Genomic DNA, 18,368 nt, shown 5'->3' with positions numbered 1-18,368 from the left:
AGTAATTTGCTTGTTGCTCGCAATTGCGTCGGGGGCGCGAGATAATACTATTGACCATGTAACCGGTAGTTACTCGGACACTGACATTAACGTTCTGCCCAGAACTGCAAGGATTGGTTGAGATTATCTCGAGGAAAAGGAAGACATCAGGCATGACGACACGGTCGCTCACGCGGAGCAGGGGATTGCACATGTCCCTGCTCGGCTTGACCGCCTCTGCGTCCATCGTCGCAGGCGTGTTTGTCGCCGCCACACCCGCCTATAGTGACGACGGTGTGCCGGATGTGTCGGCGTCCTGCCTCGTGGCAACCGAAGAAGATGCGACCGTGCACGTCTCCTCTATCCTCCATGCGGGTGAGCCCGTTCATGCCGAGGGCAGTGGGTGGGGTCCGAGCACGGGCACCACGCGCGGCTTTGTGATCGTCACCCTCGATGATGGCAAGGAACGACGCCCCGCCGATACTAATCTTCCCGACTGGGTGCCGGCCGCCGTTGCACGCGATCGGAGTGCCTGGGCGGTTATCGAGGTCGGCGGCGATGGCTCCTTCTCGGCGGACATCGCTGTTCCCTCCACCTGGGAGGTTGGTTCCAGTCATCAGATCGCGATCGGCGACGGCGTGACGGGCACCTACGTGACGGTGAACGTGACGGTTGTCGATGCGCAGGTCGCGGTTCGTTCTTGTTCTGTTGCCGTCGATGATCCGACCCCCGTCGATCCGGACCACAGGGGCGACGCCGCCGAGCCCGGTGGCGATGTGACTGCTCCCAGTGACGTCGACTCATCCACGTCGACCGTGATGCCGCCGGCGGTTCCTGCCGACGAGCAAGCGGAGCCCGTCACTAACTCGCAGGTGGTCCTCACGCAGGCGGCGGATGGCGAGTCGGACGATGCGCAGCGCCGCGCGAGCGAGGCCTCGTCCCCGTCGCCATCGGCTTCTTCGAGCGCTTCCCCCGCCCGTGGATCCTCCTCTGGCGGTGCCGGTGCGCCCGCAGATTCGTCCGACCCGACCCCACAAGCCTCCGCCTCTACCGAACAGCAGAGCGTCTCCGCCTCACAGATTGGACCCAAAGCGCACACCGAGCAGCAGGCGAACGACCAGGCCGCCCGTGAGGAAGAGGGGCGCCTGAACGGATGGATCCTCGCTGGTGGCGCTCTGTTGGCCCTCCTCGGTGCCGTCGTTACGGTCAGTATTGTGCGTCGCCCGCACGCGGGGGCTCACTAGGAACAGTCGCGGGCCGTCTCATGCCAATGAGATCACGATTAACCGGTTGGTGTGCGTTGGAATTTAGCAATCAGTCGTCACACCTGTTACTCTGGTTTCTAGATAATAGCTGCTGAGTATTTAGTCACTAAGGAGAACCATTATGCAGCACGGACGGGCTAGGACTGCCCTCTCCGCGCGGGGGCTCGCGGGCCGCAGTCGGGCGATGAGCGTCCTGATGGCCCTGTGCCTCTTTGCCGCGATCGCGCTCGCCATTCCTGGTTTCACCGCGCGTGCAGACAGCAATGATGGTCCCTACTCCATCCCCAACACGTCCTTTATCGTCAGCCTCGAAAACGCCTTTGACTTCGAGGCGCAGTACGGTAAGACGGGTTACTGGGGCGTCATTCTCGATAATGGCCGCGTGACTCCCACGTCGGCCCCGACCTTCGAGCGCAACGGTGAGATCGTGGCCCCTACCGCCGACGATCTGTGGAAGGCTGCCCCGCTCAACAGCTACTCGATGATCGTTCCCGTGCCCAACGGCACCAACAACATCGAGGGCATCACGTGGGAACCTGGCACGTCGCATTGGGTCACTATCGTCACTTACAAGGACGATAAGACGCTCGCGACCACCTCGAGCTACTCGGTGCAGGTCTTCAAGCCCTACAACCCCGGCGACACCGACCCTGTCGATCCCGCCCCGGAGCCGACGACCGATCCCGCCCCGGAGCCTGCACCCGAGCCGACGACCGATCCTGCCCCGGAGCCTGCACCCGAGCCGACGACCGATCCCACCCCGGAACCCGCCCCCGAGCCGACGACCGATCCCGCACCCGAGCCGACGGCGCCACCGACCGTTGCTCCTGTGCCACAGCCCGACGATCCGGAGCTGCCCGTCGTCCAGCCGACCCAGACTCCTTCTGTGAGCCCGACGCCCAGTCCCTCCGCTTCCTCCTCTCCCGCCGCTCACTCGAGCCAGCCCTCCGACACGCCCGTGTCGCCCGTGACCGATGAGTCGCAGCTGACCGACGCCAACAAGGGTGGCGTGAGCGCCGCCTTCACCGGTGGACAGCTCACGATCAACGTTCCTTCTGACAAGGCCGTTGCTGGCGAGTGGGTGAGCGCCAACATCATGCAGACGGGCGAGGCGCGTTGGCTTCAGGTTGAGCCCTCGAACCAGGTGACCATGGATGTCACCGGCCTGCCGATGGGCGACTACAAGGTCGTCGTCGCGAACCGCTCGCACCAGCTGGTTGGCTGGGCCGAGTTCAAGGTCGCCTCGACGGTCGCCGCCGCGAGCCCCGGCACCGCGGTGGATGGCTCCGGCTCCGTGAAGCTCCACGCTGAGGTCCTGTCCTCTTCGAACTCGGGCGACGAGTCCGAGGGCCTGAACGGATACCTGCTGGGTGCCGGCGCGTGCATGCTGATCCTTGGAGGCCTCGTCGTCCTCCAGGTTCTGTCCGGTCCGAAGATCGGGTCCTCCTCGCAGGGAGTCACCCTGACGTAGGCTAGGTTTCATGGATCTGTTTGATTCTGAATCATTCGACGAGCTGGGCGTGCCCGCGTTTACCGCGGACGCGCCCCTCGCCGTTCGTATGCGGCCTACCAGGTTGGAAGAGGTCGTCGGCCAGTCACACCTCCTGGGGGAGGGCGCCCCGCTGCGACGCTTGCTCTCCGCGGAGTCGAGCGGCGGGGTCGCCGTCTCCTCGGTCGTCCTGTGGGGGCCTCCCGGTACCGGAAAGACGACGCTCGCGTATCTGATCGCCCGCGCCTCGGGTCGGCGTTTCGTCGAGTTGTCCGCCGTGTCATCGGGTGTGGGGGACGTGCGTCGTGTCGTGGACGCGGCGCGTCGGACCCTGGCGAGCAGTGGCGAGGAGACGATTCTTTTTGTCGACGAGGTTCACAGATTCTCCAAGTCGCAGCAGGATTCGCTCCTTCCTGCGGTCGAGAACCGGTGGGTTGTTCTCGTCGCTGCCACGACGGAGAACCCGTCGTTCTCCGTGATCGCGCCCCTGCTTTCGCGCTCGCTCCTGCTGACGTTGCGTCCTCTGGATTCCAATGTGCTGGAGGGCTTGGTCCGGCGTGCCGCCACTGATGAGCGCGGTCTCGCCGGTCGGTTTTCCATTACCGACGAGGCCGTGGCGGGCCTCGTGCGCCTGGCGGGCTCGGACGCGCGTAAGTCGCTGACGCTTCTCGAAGCCGCGGCGGGCGTGGCCAGCGATGACGGCTCCGGTGAGATTACGGTGGCCAGCGTGGAGGCAGCTGCGAATCAGGCGCTCGTTCGGTGGGGCCGCGACCAGCACTACGACGTGGCGAGCGCTTTCATCAAGTCGATGCGCGGCTCGGATGTCGACGCCTCCCTGCACTACCTGGCGCGCATGATCGAGGCCGGAGAGGATCCGCGCTTCATCGCGCGGCGCATCATGATCGCCGCCTCGGAGGAGATCGGCATGGCCGCGCCAGAGGTGCTCACGACATGCGTCAGTGTCGCCCAGGGAGTCGCCCTCATCGGCATGCCGGAAGCGCGCCTCCTCCTCGCCCAAGCGGTTGTTGCGGTCGCGACTGCCCCGAAGTCCAACGCCACGTACCTGGCGATCGATCGTGCTCTCGCGGACGTGAGAGCCGGGCGCGGGGGAGCGGTTCCCCCCCACCTGCGCGATGCCCACTACTCCGGGGCCTCCTCGCTCGGGCACGGCGACGGGTACCTCTACGCCCACGATCATCCCCATCACGTCGCCGCCCAGCAGTACTTGCCCGACGACCTGGAGGGTACCCGCTACTACGAGCCGACCGAGAACGGGCATGAGGCGATGCTCACGAAGAGGCTTGGCGTCATTCGCAATCTGCTGAAAAGACGCTAGTATGGAACAGTTGTCCGCTTGCGCGGGCACCTGGGGCCTTAGCCGACGGATCCTCACCGGTCCTGGAGTTGGCCCCATGTCGGGCGAACGTCCCGACATGACATGAGAAACAGGAAAGAAGAATCATGGCAACGAATCGTTCCCGTAAGCAGGTCCGCGAGTCCCGCGCTCTCGGCCTCGCGCTGACCCCCAAGGCCGTCCGCTACTTCGAGAAGCGCCCCTACGGCCCCGGCGAGCACGGCCGCACCCGCCGTCGCCAGGACTCCGACTACGCCGTTCGTCTGAAGGAGAAGCAGCGTCTGCGCGCCCAGTATGGCATCCGTGAGTCGCAGCTGCGTCGCGCCTTCGAAGAGGCCCGCCGCACCGCCGGCCTGACCGGTGAGAACCTGGTCGAGCTGCTCGAGATGCGCCTGGACGCCCTGGTCCTGCGCGCCGGCTTCGCCCGCACCATCCAGCAGGCCCGTCAGGTGGTCGTCCACCGTCACATCCTCGTCGACGGCAAGATCGTGGACCGCCCCTCCTTCCGCGTCAAGCCCGGCCAGACCATCCAGGTCAAGCCCAAGTCGCAGACCACGGTCCCCTTCGAGATTGCCGCTGAGGGCATTCACCGCGATGTGCTGCCCGCCGTCCCCGAGTACCTGGACGTTGAGCTCTCCCGCCTGAAGGCGACCCTGGTGCGTCGCCCGAAGCGCGCCGAGGTCCCCGTGACCGTTGACGTGCAGATGGTCGTCGAGCACTACTCGCGCTGACCTTTGTTATCACCGCGCCCCCCAAGCACGTGCTTGGGGGGCGCGGTTGTATGTGTATCCCACAGCGCGCGTAAGCGTGCCGATGTGCCGTCATGGGTGGGGACCGACTAACATAAGGCACTATGCGTACTTCTGAAATCCGCACCCGTTGGCTCGACTACTTTGAGAAGCAGGGCCACGAGGTGTGTCCCTCCGTCTCACTGGTCTCTCCGGAGCCCTCGATCCTCTTCACGATCGCCGGCATGGTTCCGTTCATTCCCTACATCATGGGCGTCGAGCCTGCTCCGTGGCCGAGGGCCACGTCGGTGCAGAAGTGCATTCGTACCAACGACATTGACAACGTTGGTAAGACGACCCGTCACGGCACGTTCTTCCAGATGAACGGTAACTTCTCCTTCGGTGACTACTTCAAGGAAGGCGCCATCAATTTCGCGTGGGACCTGCTGACCGGTTCGCGCGAGGAAGGCAAGTACGGCCTCGACGGTGATCGTTTCTGGGTGACGATTTGGGACCAGGACGAGGAGGCTCTGAACGTCCTGACGAAGCAGATCGGCATGGATCCCAAGCACATCGTGCGTCTGCCGCGCGTTGAGAACTTCTGGGACACGGGTCAGCCCGGCCCGGCCGGCCCCTGCGCCGAGTGGCACTACGACCGCGGCCCCTCCTACGGTCCCGAGGCCGTGGGTGGCACTGTGGACCCGGGTGGCGACCGCTACCTCGAGGTGTGGAACCTGGTGTTTGACCAGTTCATGCGTGGCGAGGGAACCGGCAAGGACTACCCGTTGCTGGGGGAACTCGATAAGAAGGCGATCGATACCGGTGCCGGCCTCGAGCGCCTCGCGTTCGTCATGCAGGATAAGCCGAACATGTACGAGATCGACGAGGTCTTCCCCGTCATCGATGCCGCGATGCAGATGAGCGGCAAGCGCTACGGCCTGGGGGCCGCGGGTCCCGAGGCCGGCGCGGCCTACGACGATGACGTGCGCATGCGCGTGGTCGCCGACCACGTTCGTTCCTCCCTCATGCTCATCGGTGACGGCGTGCGTCCGGGCAACGACGGCCGCGGCTACGTGCTGCGTCGCCTGATCCGCCGCGCCGTTCGTTCGATGCGTCTGCTGGGTGTCGACGAAGCGACGATGCCGACGCTGCTGACGGCGTCGAAGGACGCGATGAAGGCCTCCTACCCCGAGCTGGAGACGAACTGGAAGACGATTTCCGAGGTCGCTTACGCGGAGGAGGATGCTTTCCGTCGCACGCTGAGCGCCGGAACAACGATCCTGGACGTGGCCGTGGCGAGCGCGAAGGAATCGGCGGGCGCGCCCTTGATTTCGGGTAAGTCGGCATTCTTGCTGCACGACACCTATGGTTTCCCGATTGATCTGACCCTCGAGATGGCCGCCGAGCAGGGCGTGTCCGTCGACGAGGAGGGCTTCCGCGCGCTCATGGCCGAGCAGAAGGAACGCGCGCGCGCCGACGCGCGCTCGAAGAAGACCGGACATACCGACGTGCGCGTCTTCCACGACATCGAAAAGGAGATGGGCGGCGGTTCGACGTTCCTCGGCTACACCCAGGAGTCTGCGCCTGCCCGCGTCCAGGCGATCCTCGTGGACGGACAGCCGGTGCCGGTGGCGCAAGCTCCCGCCGCTATTGACATTGTCCTCGATCAGACGCCCTTCTATGCGGAGATGGGCGGCCAGCTGGCCGACCACGGAACGATTCGGTTGCCCGGCGGCGACACGGTGATCGACGTGACCGACGTTCAGGCTCCGATCCGTGGACTGACTGTCCACCGTGGTCACTTGCGCCAGGGTGGCATTGCTCTGGGTGATTCGGTGATCGCCGAGATTGACTCCGAGCGTCGCCTGGCGATCGCTCGTGCGCACACGGCGACCCACATGGTCTACGCGGGACTGCGCAACGTCGTGTCCGAGCACGCGGACCAGGCAGGGTCGGAGAACTCGCCCTCGCGTCTGCGCTTCGACTTCCGTCACAACAGCGCGCTCGCCGGTTCTCAGCTCAGCGACATCGAGGAGCTGGTGAACGAGAAGCTGGCCGAGGACCTGCCCGTGACCACCGAGGTCATGAGCATCGACAAGGCGAAGGAAATGGGCGCGATCGCTCTCTTCGGAGAGAAGTATGGCTCCGAGGTACGCGTCGTGACGATCGGCGACGGCTTCGACCGCGAGCTCTGCGGCGGCACCCACGTACCGACGACGGGCCACATCGGCCGCGTGACGGTGCTCGGCGAGGGCTCGGTGGCCTCCGGCGTGCGCCGCATCGAGGCCCTGGTCGGTACCGGCGCCTACGAGTTCCAGGCGAAGGAACACGCTCTCGTCTCTCAGCTGTCCCAGCTCGTGGGCGGCCGCGTGGATGAGCTGCCCGAGCGCATCGAGTCGTTGCTCGCCAAGCTGCGCGAATCCGAGAAGAAGCTGGAGAAGATTCAGGCCGAACAGGCAAAGCGTCGGGGCGCCGACCTGGCCGCATCCGCTGAGCGCATCGGGGCGGTCGACCTCGTGGCAGCCGCGGTCGACGGTGTCCCGACGAAGGAGCTGCGCGGTCTGGTCCAGGACGTTGCGGCGCGTCTGGGGCACGAGCGCGGTGCGGTCGTCGCCCTGGCCGGTGCTGAGGGCGGCAAGGTTGCTCTGGTGGTTGCCACCAACGAGCGTGCGCGCGAGCTGACGCTCGACGCGGGCGCGCTCTTGCGCGCGGGACTCGCGCATGTCGATGGTCGCGGTGGCGGCAAGGCCGACATTGCCCAGGGTGGCGGTACCAAGCCCGAGGGTATTGCGGCCGGCCTCGCAGCGATCCGTTCGCAGATCGAGTCGCTGTGAGCCTGCGCAGGGGAATCCGCATCGGCGTGGACGTCGGCACCGTGCGTGTCGGCGTCAGTCGATGCGACCCCGACGGCATCCTCACGATGCCCGTCGTGACCCTCACGCGCGCCCCCGACTCGTCGGACCTCGATCAGCTCGCGGAGATCGTCGCCCAGCACGAGGCCATCGAGGTGATCGTGGGGCTGCCGCGGCACTTGCGCGGCGGGGAAGGCATCTCCGCTAAGGGCGCCCGCAAGTACGCGCGTCGCCTCAAGAAGCTCGTTGGGGGCGTGCGCGTTGCGATGGTCGACGAGCGGCTCACCTCCAACCAGGCGCACGAGCGTCTGCGCGCATCCGGTATTCCGGAGCGTGAGCACCGTAGCGTCATTGATCAGGTTGCGGCGCAGATTATCTTGGAACAGGCCCTGGAGCTCGAGCGCATGAGCGGTCGCGCGCCCGGGGAGGAGATCGTCCTCGAGAATAGCGAAGGAGCGAACCAATGAGTACGCCCCCCACGTATCCCTTCCGCTCGCGCCGAGAGATCCACTCCGGCCAGCCCAAGGTCTACTCCGACGCTCCCAACGAGGACGTGACCCCTACGCCATCGGATCCGACGCCCACCCCGGTGCGCGGAACCGCCTCGCCCGCCCACGCCTCGCACGATGCGAGTGACGCGCGCCTGTCCCGCCAGAGCACGCCCGCCGTCTCCCAGGCCGACCCCACGCCCACCCCGATTCAGGGCGTGTCTGCTGTGACGCCCGCGCGTTCATCGCTGAGCGAGTCCGAGCCGCGGGGCGAGCACCCCGCGTGGAAGCCGACCGACGCTGCCTCGGAGACGACCGGCATGCGCTCTCGGCGGATCGCCAGCGAACGCCGCGCCGCCCGCAAGCGTAAGCGCCGCCGCCGTATTCGCTCCTTCTTCGTGATCGTTCTCGTGCTCGGCCTCGTGGGCGGCGCGAGCTACTTTGCCTACTCTCAACTGATGAATTCCTCGACCGTTGCCTCCGACGATTACCCGGGCCCCGGCACGACCGACATCCTGGTGACGATCGACGACCAGGCGACCGGACGCGAGATCGGCCAGAAGCTCTACGAAGCAGGCGTCGTCCGCTCCGTGGGAGCCTTCGTGCGTCAGTACGAGAAGAACAGCGCGGCACGCAGCATTAATCCGGGCACCTATCGTTTCAAGCTGCAGATGAGCGCCGCGGATGCGCTCGCCGTCCTGCTCGATCCGAAGAATCGCGTCGACTCGACGGTGACGGTCCTGGCGGGCGAACGCATGTCGGTGATCAAGAAGCGCATCGTCGAAGTCATGGACGTCTCCGATGCCGAGGTCGAACAGGCCTTTGCGAACACCGCGGCCATCGGTCTGCCCGCCGAGGCCGGCGGCAACGTCGAGGGCTGGCTGCACATCGGCGAATATAAGGTCGAGGAGGATGACACGCCGACGAGCGTCGTCGCCCGTATGGTTGCGGCCACCGTCGAAGAACTGGACAAGCTGGGTGTGCCCGCCGCGGACCGCGAAACCGTCCTCATCAAGGCCTCGATCGTCGAGGGCGAGATGGGCACGAACTCGAAGTACATGCCGATGGTTGCCCGAGTCATCGACAATCGACTGGCCGACACCGAGGGCGAGACGAAGGGCGTGCTCGGCATGGACTCGACGACGCTCTACGGCGTCGGCAAGGAGGGCGGCCTGCCCACCCAGGCCGACCTGGACGCCGATAACCCCTACAACACGCGCCTGCACGCGGGCCTGCCTCCCACGCCGATCAACCAGCCCAGCCTGGAGGCCATCAAGGCCGTCCTCAAACCGGCCGACGGCGACTGGCTCTATTTCGTGACGGTCGACCTGAACACGGGCGACACTCTCTTCGCGTCCAACGCGGCCGATCACGAGAAGAACAAGGAGAAGCTGGTCGAGTACTGCAAGACCCACACCGACCAGTGCAGCCCCCAGTCATGACGGCATGGGCTGGGGTCATCGGTTCTCCGATCTCGCACTCCCTCTCCCCGGTGATCCACCGAGCGGCCTGGGGCCAGCTCGGGATTGACGGCTGGGAGTACCGGCGCTGCGAGGTGGACGAGGCGACCCTGCCCGCCTTCGTCGCGGGCCTCGATGACTCCTTCCGTGGCCTGTCGGTGACGATGCCCTGCAAGCAGGCGGTCATGGGGTTGCTCGACGCCATCGACCCGCTGGCCAGCGCGGTCGGAGCCATCAACACGGTCGTTCCTTCCGCCGGGGTGCTCGCGGGATTCAACACGGACGTGGCCGGCATCGCCTCGGCGATCAGGCGCGCCTGTGACCAGGCGGGGGTGCCGCTTCCGACGAGTGCCCTGGTCCTGGGGGCCCGCGCGACGGCCTCGTCTGCGTTGGCAGCCCTGGGTGAACTCGGTATCACGACGACCACGGTTGCGGCTCGGCGTTTCGGCGGACCTGGCTCGGTGATCGCTGCGGCGTCCCGCCTCGGTGTCGGCGTCGAGCAGGTGATGTGGTCGGATATGCGCGCGGTTACCGCCGCGGCGACTGCCTGCGACGTCCTCATCTCGACCCTGCCAGCCACGGTCGCGGACCCGCTTGCTGCCGTCCTTGCTCCCCGTGAGGATCAGATTCTGCTCGATGTCATTTACTCGCCGCGTGATACTGCCCTGCGAGCCGCCTTTGAACGTGGGGGTGCAGTTGTTGCTGAGGGGACAGACATGCTGGTCTACCAGGGGGCCGCTCAGGTTCAGCTGATGACTGGACGCAGCCCCGACCCGTCCCTCATGCGCGCCGCCCTGGAGGACGAGCTCGCGCGGCGCGAGCGCGCGAGCGGGGGAGAGGGGCATCCGTGATCGCCGAGTGGCTCTCGCTTCGCATCAGCTCCGACCTGTCTCTCGTCTCGGGCTTTCTCACGTGGATCATTATTCTGGGATGGCTGTGGCACTCCGGGTGGAGGGTGCAGCGCCGATACTTCATCGAGGTGACCCAAAAGCCTCTGTCGCGTAACGCGATCGTGTGGGTGGCGGGCATCGTCGGTGCTATCTTCTTCGTCGCCGCGCAGATGCGACCCGGCATGCCGGCGGTGATGACGGTTGCCATGATCGGCGCCCTCAGCGCTTACGTGGACGCGCGCACGCACCGGCTCCCCAACATGTACACGGTGGTCATGGGGATCGGCGTTATCGTCGGTGCCCTCATCGGGTGCCTGATTTCCCCGATGTGGTCTGGGCGACTCATTGGCTTCGCCGTGGGCGCGCTCATCTGGCTCGTCCCCGTCGCGATCCTGAACCGTCTGCCCGGAGGAATGGGTGGGGGTGACGTGAAGCTCGCCCCCGTGCTCGGGGCCATGGTGGGCTTAGTCGGGCTGCACGTCGCCGTCTTCGCGCTCGCCCTGTCCTTCATATCCGCGGGTTTGGCCGCCCTGTGGAAGATCGTCGTGGGCTCCGCCGGCACAAAGTCGCGGGTCGCCATGGGCCCGTGGATGATCGGCTCCGCCCTCGTGGGTGCGATCGCCTGGGGTGTCGTGCCCGACTGGCTATAGGCCGGTGTCACGCGCCTCATCGTGGACCCGTCGGGCCCAAGGCCGCTTGTGATGGGACAATGACACGGTGAGTATTACGACGCCTTCGCATCCGTCCGAGCCTGTCAGCCTCGAATGGGGTCAGACTTGGCCCCCTCGTGACGTCTTCTCGTCGCTCGCCACGTCGAGGCGCGTAATTCCCGTCGTGCGTCGCGTCCTCGCCGATGAGCTCAGCGCCGTTGGCGTCTACCGTCAGCTCGCCCACGGCGACTACGGCAGTTTCATTCTCGAATCCGCCGAGCACGGGGGTTCTTGGGGCCGCTGGTCCTTCGTGGGAGCGTCCAGCGCCGGCGCCATCGTGGCACGCGACGGCCACGCGCAGTGGGTGGGTGCACACCCGGAGGGTGCCGTCGTGGAGGGGACGTTCCTGGAGGTCGTGCACTCCGCGCTCGAGCAGTTGGCGGCGTCGCCTATTGAGGGGCTGCCCCCGCTGACGGGCGCCCTCGTCGGGTCGCTGGGATGGGGCATCATTCCAGAATGGGAGCCGACCCTGGCGGCAACCGCACCCAAGGAGTCCGACCTCCCCGACGCGACGCTCGTGCTTGCCACGGAGGTCGCCGCGATCGATCACGCGACGGGGTCGGTGTACCTGATGGCCATCGCGTGGAACCTCAATGGCTCTGATGAGGGCGTCGATGGCGCCTACGACCGCGCGATCCAGCGGCTCGACGCCATGACGAGCCAGCTGGCCTCGCCCATCGCCCCGGCGGTGCTTGGGGTGAGCGGCCAGGAACCCCCGGTCGTCCGTCAGCGCACGCGCCGCACCGACTTCGAGTCTTCCGTCAACGCCGCTAAGCGCGCGATCACGGACGGGGATGCCTTCCAGATCGTCCTGTCTCAGCGCCTCGACGTGTCGACCGAGGCCAGCGGCGTGGACGTGTACCGCGTCCTGCGCACGGTCAACCCCTCGCCCTACATGTACTACCTGGATCTGCCCGACGAGCGCGGTGGTCACTTCGAGGTCGTGGGTTCCTCCCCGGAGACGCTCGTCAAGGCGCAGGGCCGTCGCGTGTGGACGTACCCGATCGCGGGCTCGCGTCCCCGCGGCGCCGACTCGGCTCAGGACCACCGCCTGGCTGCGGAGCTGCTGGAAGATCCCAAGGAGCTCTCCGAGCACGTGATGCTCGTCGACCTGGCGCGCAACGACCTGTCGAAGGTCTGCGATCCCGCCTCGGTCGAGGTGTCCACGCTCATGGAGCTCAAGCGTTTCTCTCACATCCAGCATATTTCGTCGACCGTGACGGGGGTCCTGCGACCGGATGCGGATGCCCTCGATGCTCTGGTTGCGACCTTCCCGGCGGGTACCCTCTCGGGTGCGCCCAAGCCTCGTGCTATCCAGTTGATCGACGACTTCGAGCCGGCCGCCCGCGGCGTGTACGGTGGCGTCGTCGGCTACTTCGACCTGTCGGGTGACGCCGATCTGGCGATCGCCATCCGCACGGCCTCCCTCAGGGACTCCGTGGCCTCGGTTCAGGCCGGTGCCGGTGTGGTCGCGGACTCGGTGCCCGAGCTGGAGTACGAGGAGTCCCGCAATAAGGCCGCCGCCGCGGTCGAGTCCGTCGTGCGCGCCTCGACGTTGGCCCCGCTGTCGTGAGACGCGCGGCCGGATGCTTCGCCCGGGCGTCCCTTTTATTCGCTAGCCTTGATGGCGTCCAACTGTTTCTCGGTGAAAGGGGAGCGTCGTGAGCGTTCTCGATGACATTATCGTGGGGGTCCTGGAGGACCTGAAAGAGCGCGAGGGTCGCGTTCCTCTGAACCGTGTCAAGGAGATGGAACAGAGCGTTCCCGAGGCGAAGGATGCGCTGGGTGCCCTGCGCAATCGCGACGGTGCCGTCAAGATCATTTCGGAGGTGAAGCGGTCTTCCCCCTCGAAGGGAGCACTCGCGCGGATCCCTGATCCTGCCGCCCTGGCGTCCGTCTACGAGGCAGGGGGTGCCTCCGTGGTGTCGGTACTGACCGAGCAGCGTCGCTTCCACGGGTCGCTCGCGGATCTCGACGCGGTGCGCGCGGCGGTCGACATCCCGATCCTGCGCAAGGATTTCATCGTGACGCCCTACCAGATTCACGAGGCGCGTGCTCACGGCGCGGATCTCGTCCTGCTGATCGTGGCTGCCCTGGAACAAAACGCGCTGGTGTCGCTCCTGGAGCGCACGCGTTCGCTGGGAATGGAGGCCCTCGTCGAGACGCATTCGCGCTTGGAGGCGCTGCGTGCCCTCGACGCGGGCGCGTCGATCATCGGCGTCAACGCGCGTAATCTGAAGACCCTCGAGGTCGACCGTTCGACGGTTGAGCAGGTCATCGACGTGATCCCGCAGGACGTCGTCGCGGTCGCTGAGTCGGGGGTTGCACAGGCACACGATGTCTTCGAGTACGCCAAGTGGGGAGCGGACGCGGTCCTGGTTGGTGAGGCGCTGGTGACTTCCGGCGATCCTCTCTCGAGCATTCAGGACATGGTCAGCGCCGGTCAGCATCCGGCGCTGCGCACGGATCGTCGGGCCCGCGTCGCCGCGGCCCGCAAGGAAGGACTGTGATGAGCGCTGAGAACTTCGTCCCCGGACCGTATTTCGGTGATTTCGGCGGCCGATTTGTGGCCGAGTCGCTGATGGGCCCCCTCGAAGAGGTTGAGGCGGCGTGGAAGCGCTTGTGGCGCGACAAGTCTTTCCAGGCGCGTCTGCGTGACCTGTTTGCCAACTACGCCGGTCGCCCGTCCCTGCTGACCGAGGCGCCGCGTTTCGCCGCAGATTTGGGCGGCGTGCGTGTCTTCCTCAAGCGCGAGGATCTCAACCACACGGGCTCGCACAAGATCAACAATGTGCTGGGCCAGGCCCTGCTCACGAAGGAATTGGGCAAGACCCGCGTCATCGCCGAGACAGGAGCCGGTCAGCACGGCGTCGCAACCGCAACCGCGGCGGCCCTCCTCGGACTGGATTGCACGATCTATATGGGGCGCGAGGACACGGAGCGTCAGGCCCTCAACGTCGCGCGGATGCAGATGCTCGGCGCCGAGGTGATCGCCGTGACGGCCGGCTCTGCGACGCTCAAGGACGCCATCAACGAGGCCTTCCGCGACTGGGTGACCAACGTCGAGACGACGAACTACATCTTCGGCACGGCGGCTGGCCCGCACCCCTTCCCGGAGCTCGTGCGCGACCTCCAGCGCGTTATCGGCGACGAGGCGCGCGCCCAGCTGCTCGCGACCGAGGGACGACTGCCCGACGTCGTTGTGGCCTGCGTGGGCGGCGGGTCGAACGCGATCGGTTCCTTCACGGCGTTCATCGACGATCCGAGTGTCGAGCTGCTGGGATGCGAGGCGGCTGGCGACGGCTTCGACACGGGGCGTCACGCCGCGTCCATCACGGCCGATCAGGTTGGAGTGCTGCACGGCGCTCGCACGTTCGTCCTGCAGGAGCGTGACGGACAGACGAAGGCCTCGCACTCGATCTCGGCGGGCCTCGACTACCCGGGTGTGGGCCCCGAGCACGCGTGGCTGGCCCGATCGGGGCGGGCCTCGTATATCCCCGTCTCCGACGCTGAGGCCATGGACGCCTTCCTGCACCTGTCACGCACGGAGGGCATCATTCCCGCGATCGAGTCATCGCACGCGCTCGCCGGGGTGCGCGCGTGGGCCCTCGCGAAAGCCGAGGCCGAGGGACCTTTCGCGCCCGGAGACGAGCCCATCGCCATCGTGACAGTGTCGGGGCGCGGCGACAAGGACGTGGACACGGCGTCGCGCTGGTTCGGATACGGCCGCGCGAAGCTACAGGTCATCGACCCGAGCGCCGGCCCCTCGGGCGTGACCGTCCTGGACGAGAACGAGGAGAAGTGACATGACGCGAGCCCCCCATTCCGCTGTCGCCATCGATGCGGCACTCGAGCGCGGCGACGCCGCGCTGATCGCCTACCTGCCCGTCGGTTTTCCGTCGGTCGAGGACTCCGTTCGCGCGGGTAAGGTCCTCGCCGATGCCGGAGTCGACGTCATCGAGCTGGGATTTCCCTACTCCGACCCGGGCATGGACGGCCCCACGATCCAGCGCGCAACCGTCGCCGCGCTTGAGCGTGGCACGCACCTGGAGGATCTCTTCCACGCGGTGGACGAGCTGACCTCGTATGGGATTTCCACGACCTCGATGACCTACTGGAACCCCGTCGAGTGGTGGGGTGTCGAGCGCTTCGCGAAGGACTTCGCCGCCGTCGGTGGCTCGGGCCTCATCACCCCCGACCTGCCGCCCGAGGAGGGCACGCAGTGGGAGGAAGCTTCGGATAAGTACGACCTGGAGCGCATCTACCTGACGGCCCCCTCGTCCCCGGAGCATCGCCTGAAGCTGATCGCCGAGCATTCGAGCGGCTGGGTGTACGCGGCCTCCTCGATGGGTGTCACGGGCGCCCGCGCGGCTGTCGGCGCGCACGTAGCGGACGTCGTTGCACGCACGCGTGCGGCCGGTGCCCAGCGCGTGTGCGTGGGCCTGGGCGTGTCAAACGGTGCCCAGGCGCGAGAGATCGGTGCCTACGCGGACGGCGTCATCGTCGGTTCGGCTCTGGTCAAGACCCTCTTCGAAGACGACGTCGACCGCGGCCTGCGGGCGCTCAGCGAGCTCGCCCGTGAGCTCAAGGCCGGCGTGAGCGGAGCGCGCGCGTGAGCCTCCTCGCTGCTGGCATTCCCTCGCCCTCCCAGGGCGTGTGGTACCTCGGATCGCTCCCGCTGCGCGCCTACGGCATCATCATCGCCGTCGGCATGATCGTCGGCGTGTGGTGGACCTCCCGGCGCTACGCGGCGCGCGGGGGCAACCCCGACACCATCTTCGATGTCGCTCTGTGGGCGATCCCGCTGGGCGTCGTCGGTGCTCGTCTCTACCATGTCGTCACCTCACCCGAGGCCTACTTCGGGCCGGGCGGCGACCCCTGGCTCGCCCTGCAGATCTGGCGCGGCGGCCTGGGGATCTGGGGAGGCGTCGCCTTCGGCGCGCTGGGTGCATTCCTCGCCGTCAAGAGGGCCGGCGTGCGTTTCGGGCCAATCGCGGACTCTCTGGCGCCTGCCCTGCTGGTCGCCCAGGCGATCGGCAGGTGGGGAAACTGGTTTAACCAGGAGTTGTTCGGCGCCCCGACGACTCTGCCGTGGGGGCTTCAGATTGACGCCGCGCACCTGCCCGCGGGCTACCCGGTGGGCACCCTGTTCCATCCCACGTTCCTGTACGAGTGCCTGTGGAACCTGGCTGGCGCTGCGCTCATCGTGGCGCTTGAGCGCCGCCGCCGCTTCGCGGCCGGCCAGCTGTTCGGCATGTACCTGATGGTGTACACCGCGGGACGCGCGTGGATCGAAATGCTGCGTATCGACGACGCACACACGATTGCCGGTGTACGCCTGAACGTGTGGACGTCCCTGGCGGTGTTCCTCCTTGGCGTCGCACTGTTTGTCCTCGCGGGTCGCCTGGGTCGGCCGCGCGAGGTCGCCGGTGACGGGGCGGTGACGGATGACGATGAGCGTGCGGGGGCGAGCCCTGAGGGAAGCGACTCCGATGCTGAGGATGTCATCGACACGCGCGTGAGCGAAGACGAGTCCGCGCAGGAGAGCTCTCTCGAGGAGTTTTAAACCAGCGGCGGGCACGCTAGTGGAGTCGAAGGTCCCATAATTGGTTCATTCATGGGAATGATCACGTTATCTGTGCGGAGCTCCTTAGTGATTCCCGTGTGACTGGACGGTAAACTTGGGTTCATGCGTCGAGCTAAAATTGTCTGCACTATTGGACCTGCTACTGAATCCCCTGAGCAGCTCCAGGCACTGGTGGACGCCGGCATGGATGTCGCGCGTATCAACCGGTCGCATGGAAAGGCTGAGGAACATGAGGCCGTCATTGCGCGCGTGCGAAAGGCGTCTGCGACGTCCGGCCGTGCGATCGCGGTCCTCGTCGACCTCCAGGGCCCCAAGATCCGTCTGGAGACCTTCCAGGATGGCCCCCAGGAGCTGAAGATCGGTGACACCTTCACCATCACCATCCGCGATGTTCCCGGCACGAAGGAGCTCGTCGGTACCACCTTCAAGGGCCTGCCCGGTGACTGCGCGCCCGGCGACCGCCTGCTGATTGACGACGGCAACGTTGCGGTCCGCGTCGTCGAGGTGACCGATACGGACGTCGTGACCCGCGTCGAGGTCCCCGGCGTGGTCTCGGACCACAAGGGCCTGAACCTGCCCGGCGTCGCCGTGTCCGTTCCCGCGCTGTCCGAGAAAGACAAGGAGGACCTGCGCTGGGCGATCGAGCAGGACGCCGACTTCATCGCCCTGTCCTTCGTGCGCTCGGCCCACGACATTAAGGACGTCCACGAGATCATGGACGAGATGGGTAAGCGCATTCCCGTCATCGCCAAGATTGAGAAGCCCCAGGCCGTTGATGCCCTGGAGGAGATTGTCGAGGCCTTTGACGGCATCATGGTTGCCCGTGGCGACCTCGGTGTCGAGATGCCCCTCGAGGCCGTGCCGCTTGTTCAGAAGCGTGCGATCGAGCTGGCTCGTCTTGCCGCTAAGCCCGTCATCGTGGCGACCCAGGTCATGGACTCCATGATCAAGAACCCGCGCCCGACCCGCGCCGAGGCCTCTGACTGTGCGAATGCCATCCTCGATGGCGCCGACGCGGTCATGCTCTCCGGCGAGACCTCGGTGGGTGCCTTCCCCATCGAGACGGTGCGCACGATGGCAGCGATCATCGAGTCCACCGAAGAGAACGGTGGTGAGCGTATCGCGTCCATTCCCAGCTTCTTCGCCGACCGCGCAGGCGTCATCTGCGATGCGGCCGCCCGCATCGCAGAACACATGGACGCCCGCTACCTGGTGACCTTCACCCAGTCGGGCACCTCTGCGCGCCTGCTGTCGCGCATGCGCCGCCCGATCCCGATGCTGGCCTTCACGCCGCTGGAGTCGACGCGCCGTCGCCTGGCCTTGTCCTGGGGCATCCAGACATACCGCGTCCCCGAGGTGCAGCACACGGATGACATGGTCTGGCAGCTTGATCAGGTTGTGCAGTCCTCGCACCTGGCGGAGATCGGCGAGCAGCTCGTCATCGTCGCCGGCATGCCGCCGGGCATCCCCGGTTCCTCGAACATGCTGCGTATCCACGAGGTGGGTGACGAAGCCGATTACTCGATCGGCGGCGCACGCTAAACCGTAGAGGCGCAAACGGTGGGG

General features: G+C 66.4%; 15 protein-coding genes. All 15 read left to right on the top strand.

Annotated elements, in window-relative coordinates:
* Positions 1-191 precede the first annotated feature (191 nt).
* The gene (locus HMPREF1138_RS02750; protein ID WP_238318593.1) at positions 192-1,223 is read left to right on the top strand and encodes a hypothetical protein; all 1,032 of its coding nucleotides are present in this window, start codon (positions 192-194) and stop codon (positions 1,221-1,223) included.
* A 205-nt stretch (positions 1,224-1,428) separates the two neighbouring features.
* On the top strand, positions 1,429-2,715 hold the full coding sequence (locus HMPREF1138_RS02745; protein ID WP_039936617.1) for a hypothetical protein: 1,287 nt from the start codon (positions 1,429-1,431) through the stop codon (positions 2,713-2,715).
* Positions 2,716-2,725: 10 nt separating this feature from the next.
* Positions 2,726-4,069, top strand: a complete 1,344-nt coding sequence (locus HMPREF1138_RS02740) for a replication-associated recombination protein A (protein WP_009056278.1) — start codon at positions 2,726-2,728, stop codon at positions 4,067-4,069.
* Positions 4,070-4,194: 125 nt separating this feature from the next.
* A complete protein-coding gene (gene rpsD / locus HMPREF1138_RS02735; RefSeq protein WP_009056277.1) occupies positions 4,195-4,818 on the top strand; it encodes a 30S ribosomal protein S4 in 624 nt (207 codons plus the stop codon).
* A gap of 122 nt (positions 4,819-4,940) precedes the next feature.
* Entirely contained in the window at positions 4,941-7,649 is a 2,709-nt protein-coding gene (gene alaS, locus HMPREF1138_RS02730) for an alanine--tRNA ligase (protein WP_009056289.1), read from the top strand.
* A complete protein-coding gene (ruvX, locus tag HMPREF1138_RS02725; protein WP_081495956.1) occupies positions 7,646-8,134 on the top strand; it encodes a Holliday junction resolvase RuvX in 489 nt (162 codons plus the stop codon). Before alaS ends, ruvX begins: the two co-directional genes overlap by 4 nt.
* Complete coding sequence (mltG, locus tag HMPREF1138_RS02720) at positions 8,131-9,597, top strand: endolytic transglycosylase MltG (RefSeq protein WP_009056263.1); 1,467 nt, start codon at positions 8,131-8,133, stop codon at positions 9,595-9,597. The genes ruvX and mltG overlap by 4 nt, the downstream gene beginning before the upstream one ends.
* Positions 9,594-10,466, top strand: a complete 873-nt coding sequence (locus HMPREF1138_RS02715; protein ID WP_039936614.1) for a shikimate dehydrogenase — start codon at positions 9,594-9,596, stop codon at positions 10,464-10,466. The genes mltG and HMPREF1138_RS02715 overlap by 4 nt, the downstream gene beginning before the upstream one ends.
* Complete coding sequence (locus HMPREF1138_RS02710; RefSeq protein ID WP_009056257.1) at positions 10,463-11,155, top strand: prepilin peptidase; 693 nt, start codon at positions 10,463-10,465, stop codon at positions 11,153-11,155. Before HMPREF1138_RS02715 ends, HMPREF1138_RS02710 begins: the two co-directional genes overlap by 4 nt.
* 67 nt (positions 11,156-11,222) lie before the next feature.
* Entirely contained in the window at positions 11,223-12,788 is a 1,566-nt protein-coding gene (locus HMPREF1138_RS02705) for a chorismate-binding protein (protein WP_009056258.1), read from the top strand.
* Positions 12,789-12,876: 88 nt separating this feature from the next.
* Positions 12,877-13,725 carry an indole-3-glycerol phosphate synthase TrpC gene (trpC, locus tag HMPREF1138_RS02700; protein ID WP_009056251.1) on the top strand — a complete coding sequence of 283 codons (849 nt, stop codon included), beginning with the start codon at positions 12,877-12,879 and terminating at the stop codon, positions 13,723-13,725.
* Positions 13,725-15,020: a tryptophan synthase subunit beta gene (gene trpB / locus HMPREF1138_RS02695; RefSeq protein WP_039936612.1), complete on the top strand. Its 1,296-nt coding sequence runs from the start codon at positions 13,725-13,727 to the stop codon at positions 15,018-15,020. The genes trpC and trpB overlap by 1 nt, the downstream gene beginning before the upstream one ends.
* A 1-nt stretch (position 15,021) precedes the next feature.
* Positions 15,022-15,831 carry a tryptophan synthase subunit alpha gene (gene trpA / locus HMPREF1138_RS02690; protein ID WP_009056268.1) on the top strand — a complete coding sequence of 270 codons (810 nt, stop codon included), beginning with the start codon at positions 15,022-15,024 and terminating at the stop codon, positions 15,829-15,831.
* On the top strand, positions 15,828-16,781 hold the full coding sequence (gene lgt / locus HMPREF1138_RS02685; RefSeq protein ID WP_009056287.1) for a prolipoprotein diacylglyceryl transferase: 954 nt from the start codon (positions 15,828-15,830) through the stop codon (positions 16,779-16,781). The genes trpA and lgt overlap by 4 nt, the downstream gene beginning before the upstream one ends.
* A gap of 123 nt (positions 16,782-16,904) precedes the next feature.
* A complete protein-coding gene (pyk, locus tag HMPREF1138_RS02680; protein WP_081495955.1) occupies positions 16,905-18,344 on the top strand; it encodes a pyruvate kinase in 1,440 nt (479 codons plus the stop codon).
* Positions 18,345-18,368: the final 24 nt, after the last annotated feature.

The sequence above is a fragment of the Actinomyces sp. ICM58 genome, from assembly GCF_000283035.1.
GTDB lineage: Bacteria > Actinomycetota > Actinomycetes > Actinomycetales > Actinomycetaceae > Pauljensenia.
This window is presented reverse-complemented; position numbering and strand designations above follow the sequence as displayed.

What these genes read in the sequence shown, in the direction of transcription:
- HMPREF1138_RS02750 (WP_238318593.1), top strand. Translation starts at nt 192, where the DNA reads ATGTCCCTGCTCGGCTTGACCGCCTCTGCGTCCATCGTCGCAGGCGTG.
- HMPREF1138_RS02745 (WP_039936617.1), top strand. Translation starts at nt 1,429, where the DNA reads ATGAGCGTCCTGATGGCCCTGTGCCTCTTTGCCGCGATCGCGCTCGCC.
- HMPREF1138_RS02740 (WP_009056278.1), top strand. Translation starts at nt 2,726, where the DNA reads ATGGATCTGTTTGATTCTGAATCATTCGACGAGCTGGGCGTGCCCGCG.
- rpsD (WP_009056277.1), top strand. Translation starts at nt 4,195, where the DNA reads ATGGCAACGAATCGTTCCCGTAAGCAGGTCCGCGAGTCCCGCGCTCTC.
- alaS (WP_009056289.1), top strand. Translation starts at nt 4,941, where the DNA reads ATGCGTACTTCTGAAATCCGCACCCGTTGGCTCGACTACTTTGAGAAG.
- mltG (WP_009056263.1), top strand. Translation starts at nt 8,131, where the DNA reads ATGAGTACGCCCCCCACGTATCCCTTCCGCTCGCGCCGAGAGATCCAC.
- HMPREF1138_RS02715 (WP_039936614.1), top strand. Translation starts at nt 9,594, where the DNA reads ATGACGGCATGGGCTGGGGTCATCGGTTCTCCGATCTCGCACTCCCTC.
- trpB (WP_039936612.1), top strand. Translation starts at nt 13,725, where the DNA reads ATGAGCGCTGAGAACTTCGTCCCCGGACCGTATTTCGGTGATTTCGGC.
- trpA (WP_009056268.1), top strand. Translation starts at nt 15,022, where the DNA reads ATGACGCGAGCCCCCCATTCCGCTGTCGCCATCGATGCGGCACTCGAG.
- pyk (WP_081495955.1), top strand. Translation starts at nt 16,905, where the DNA reads ATGCGTCGAGCTAAAATTGTCTGCACTATTGGACCTGCTACTGAATCC.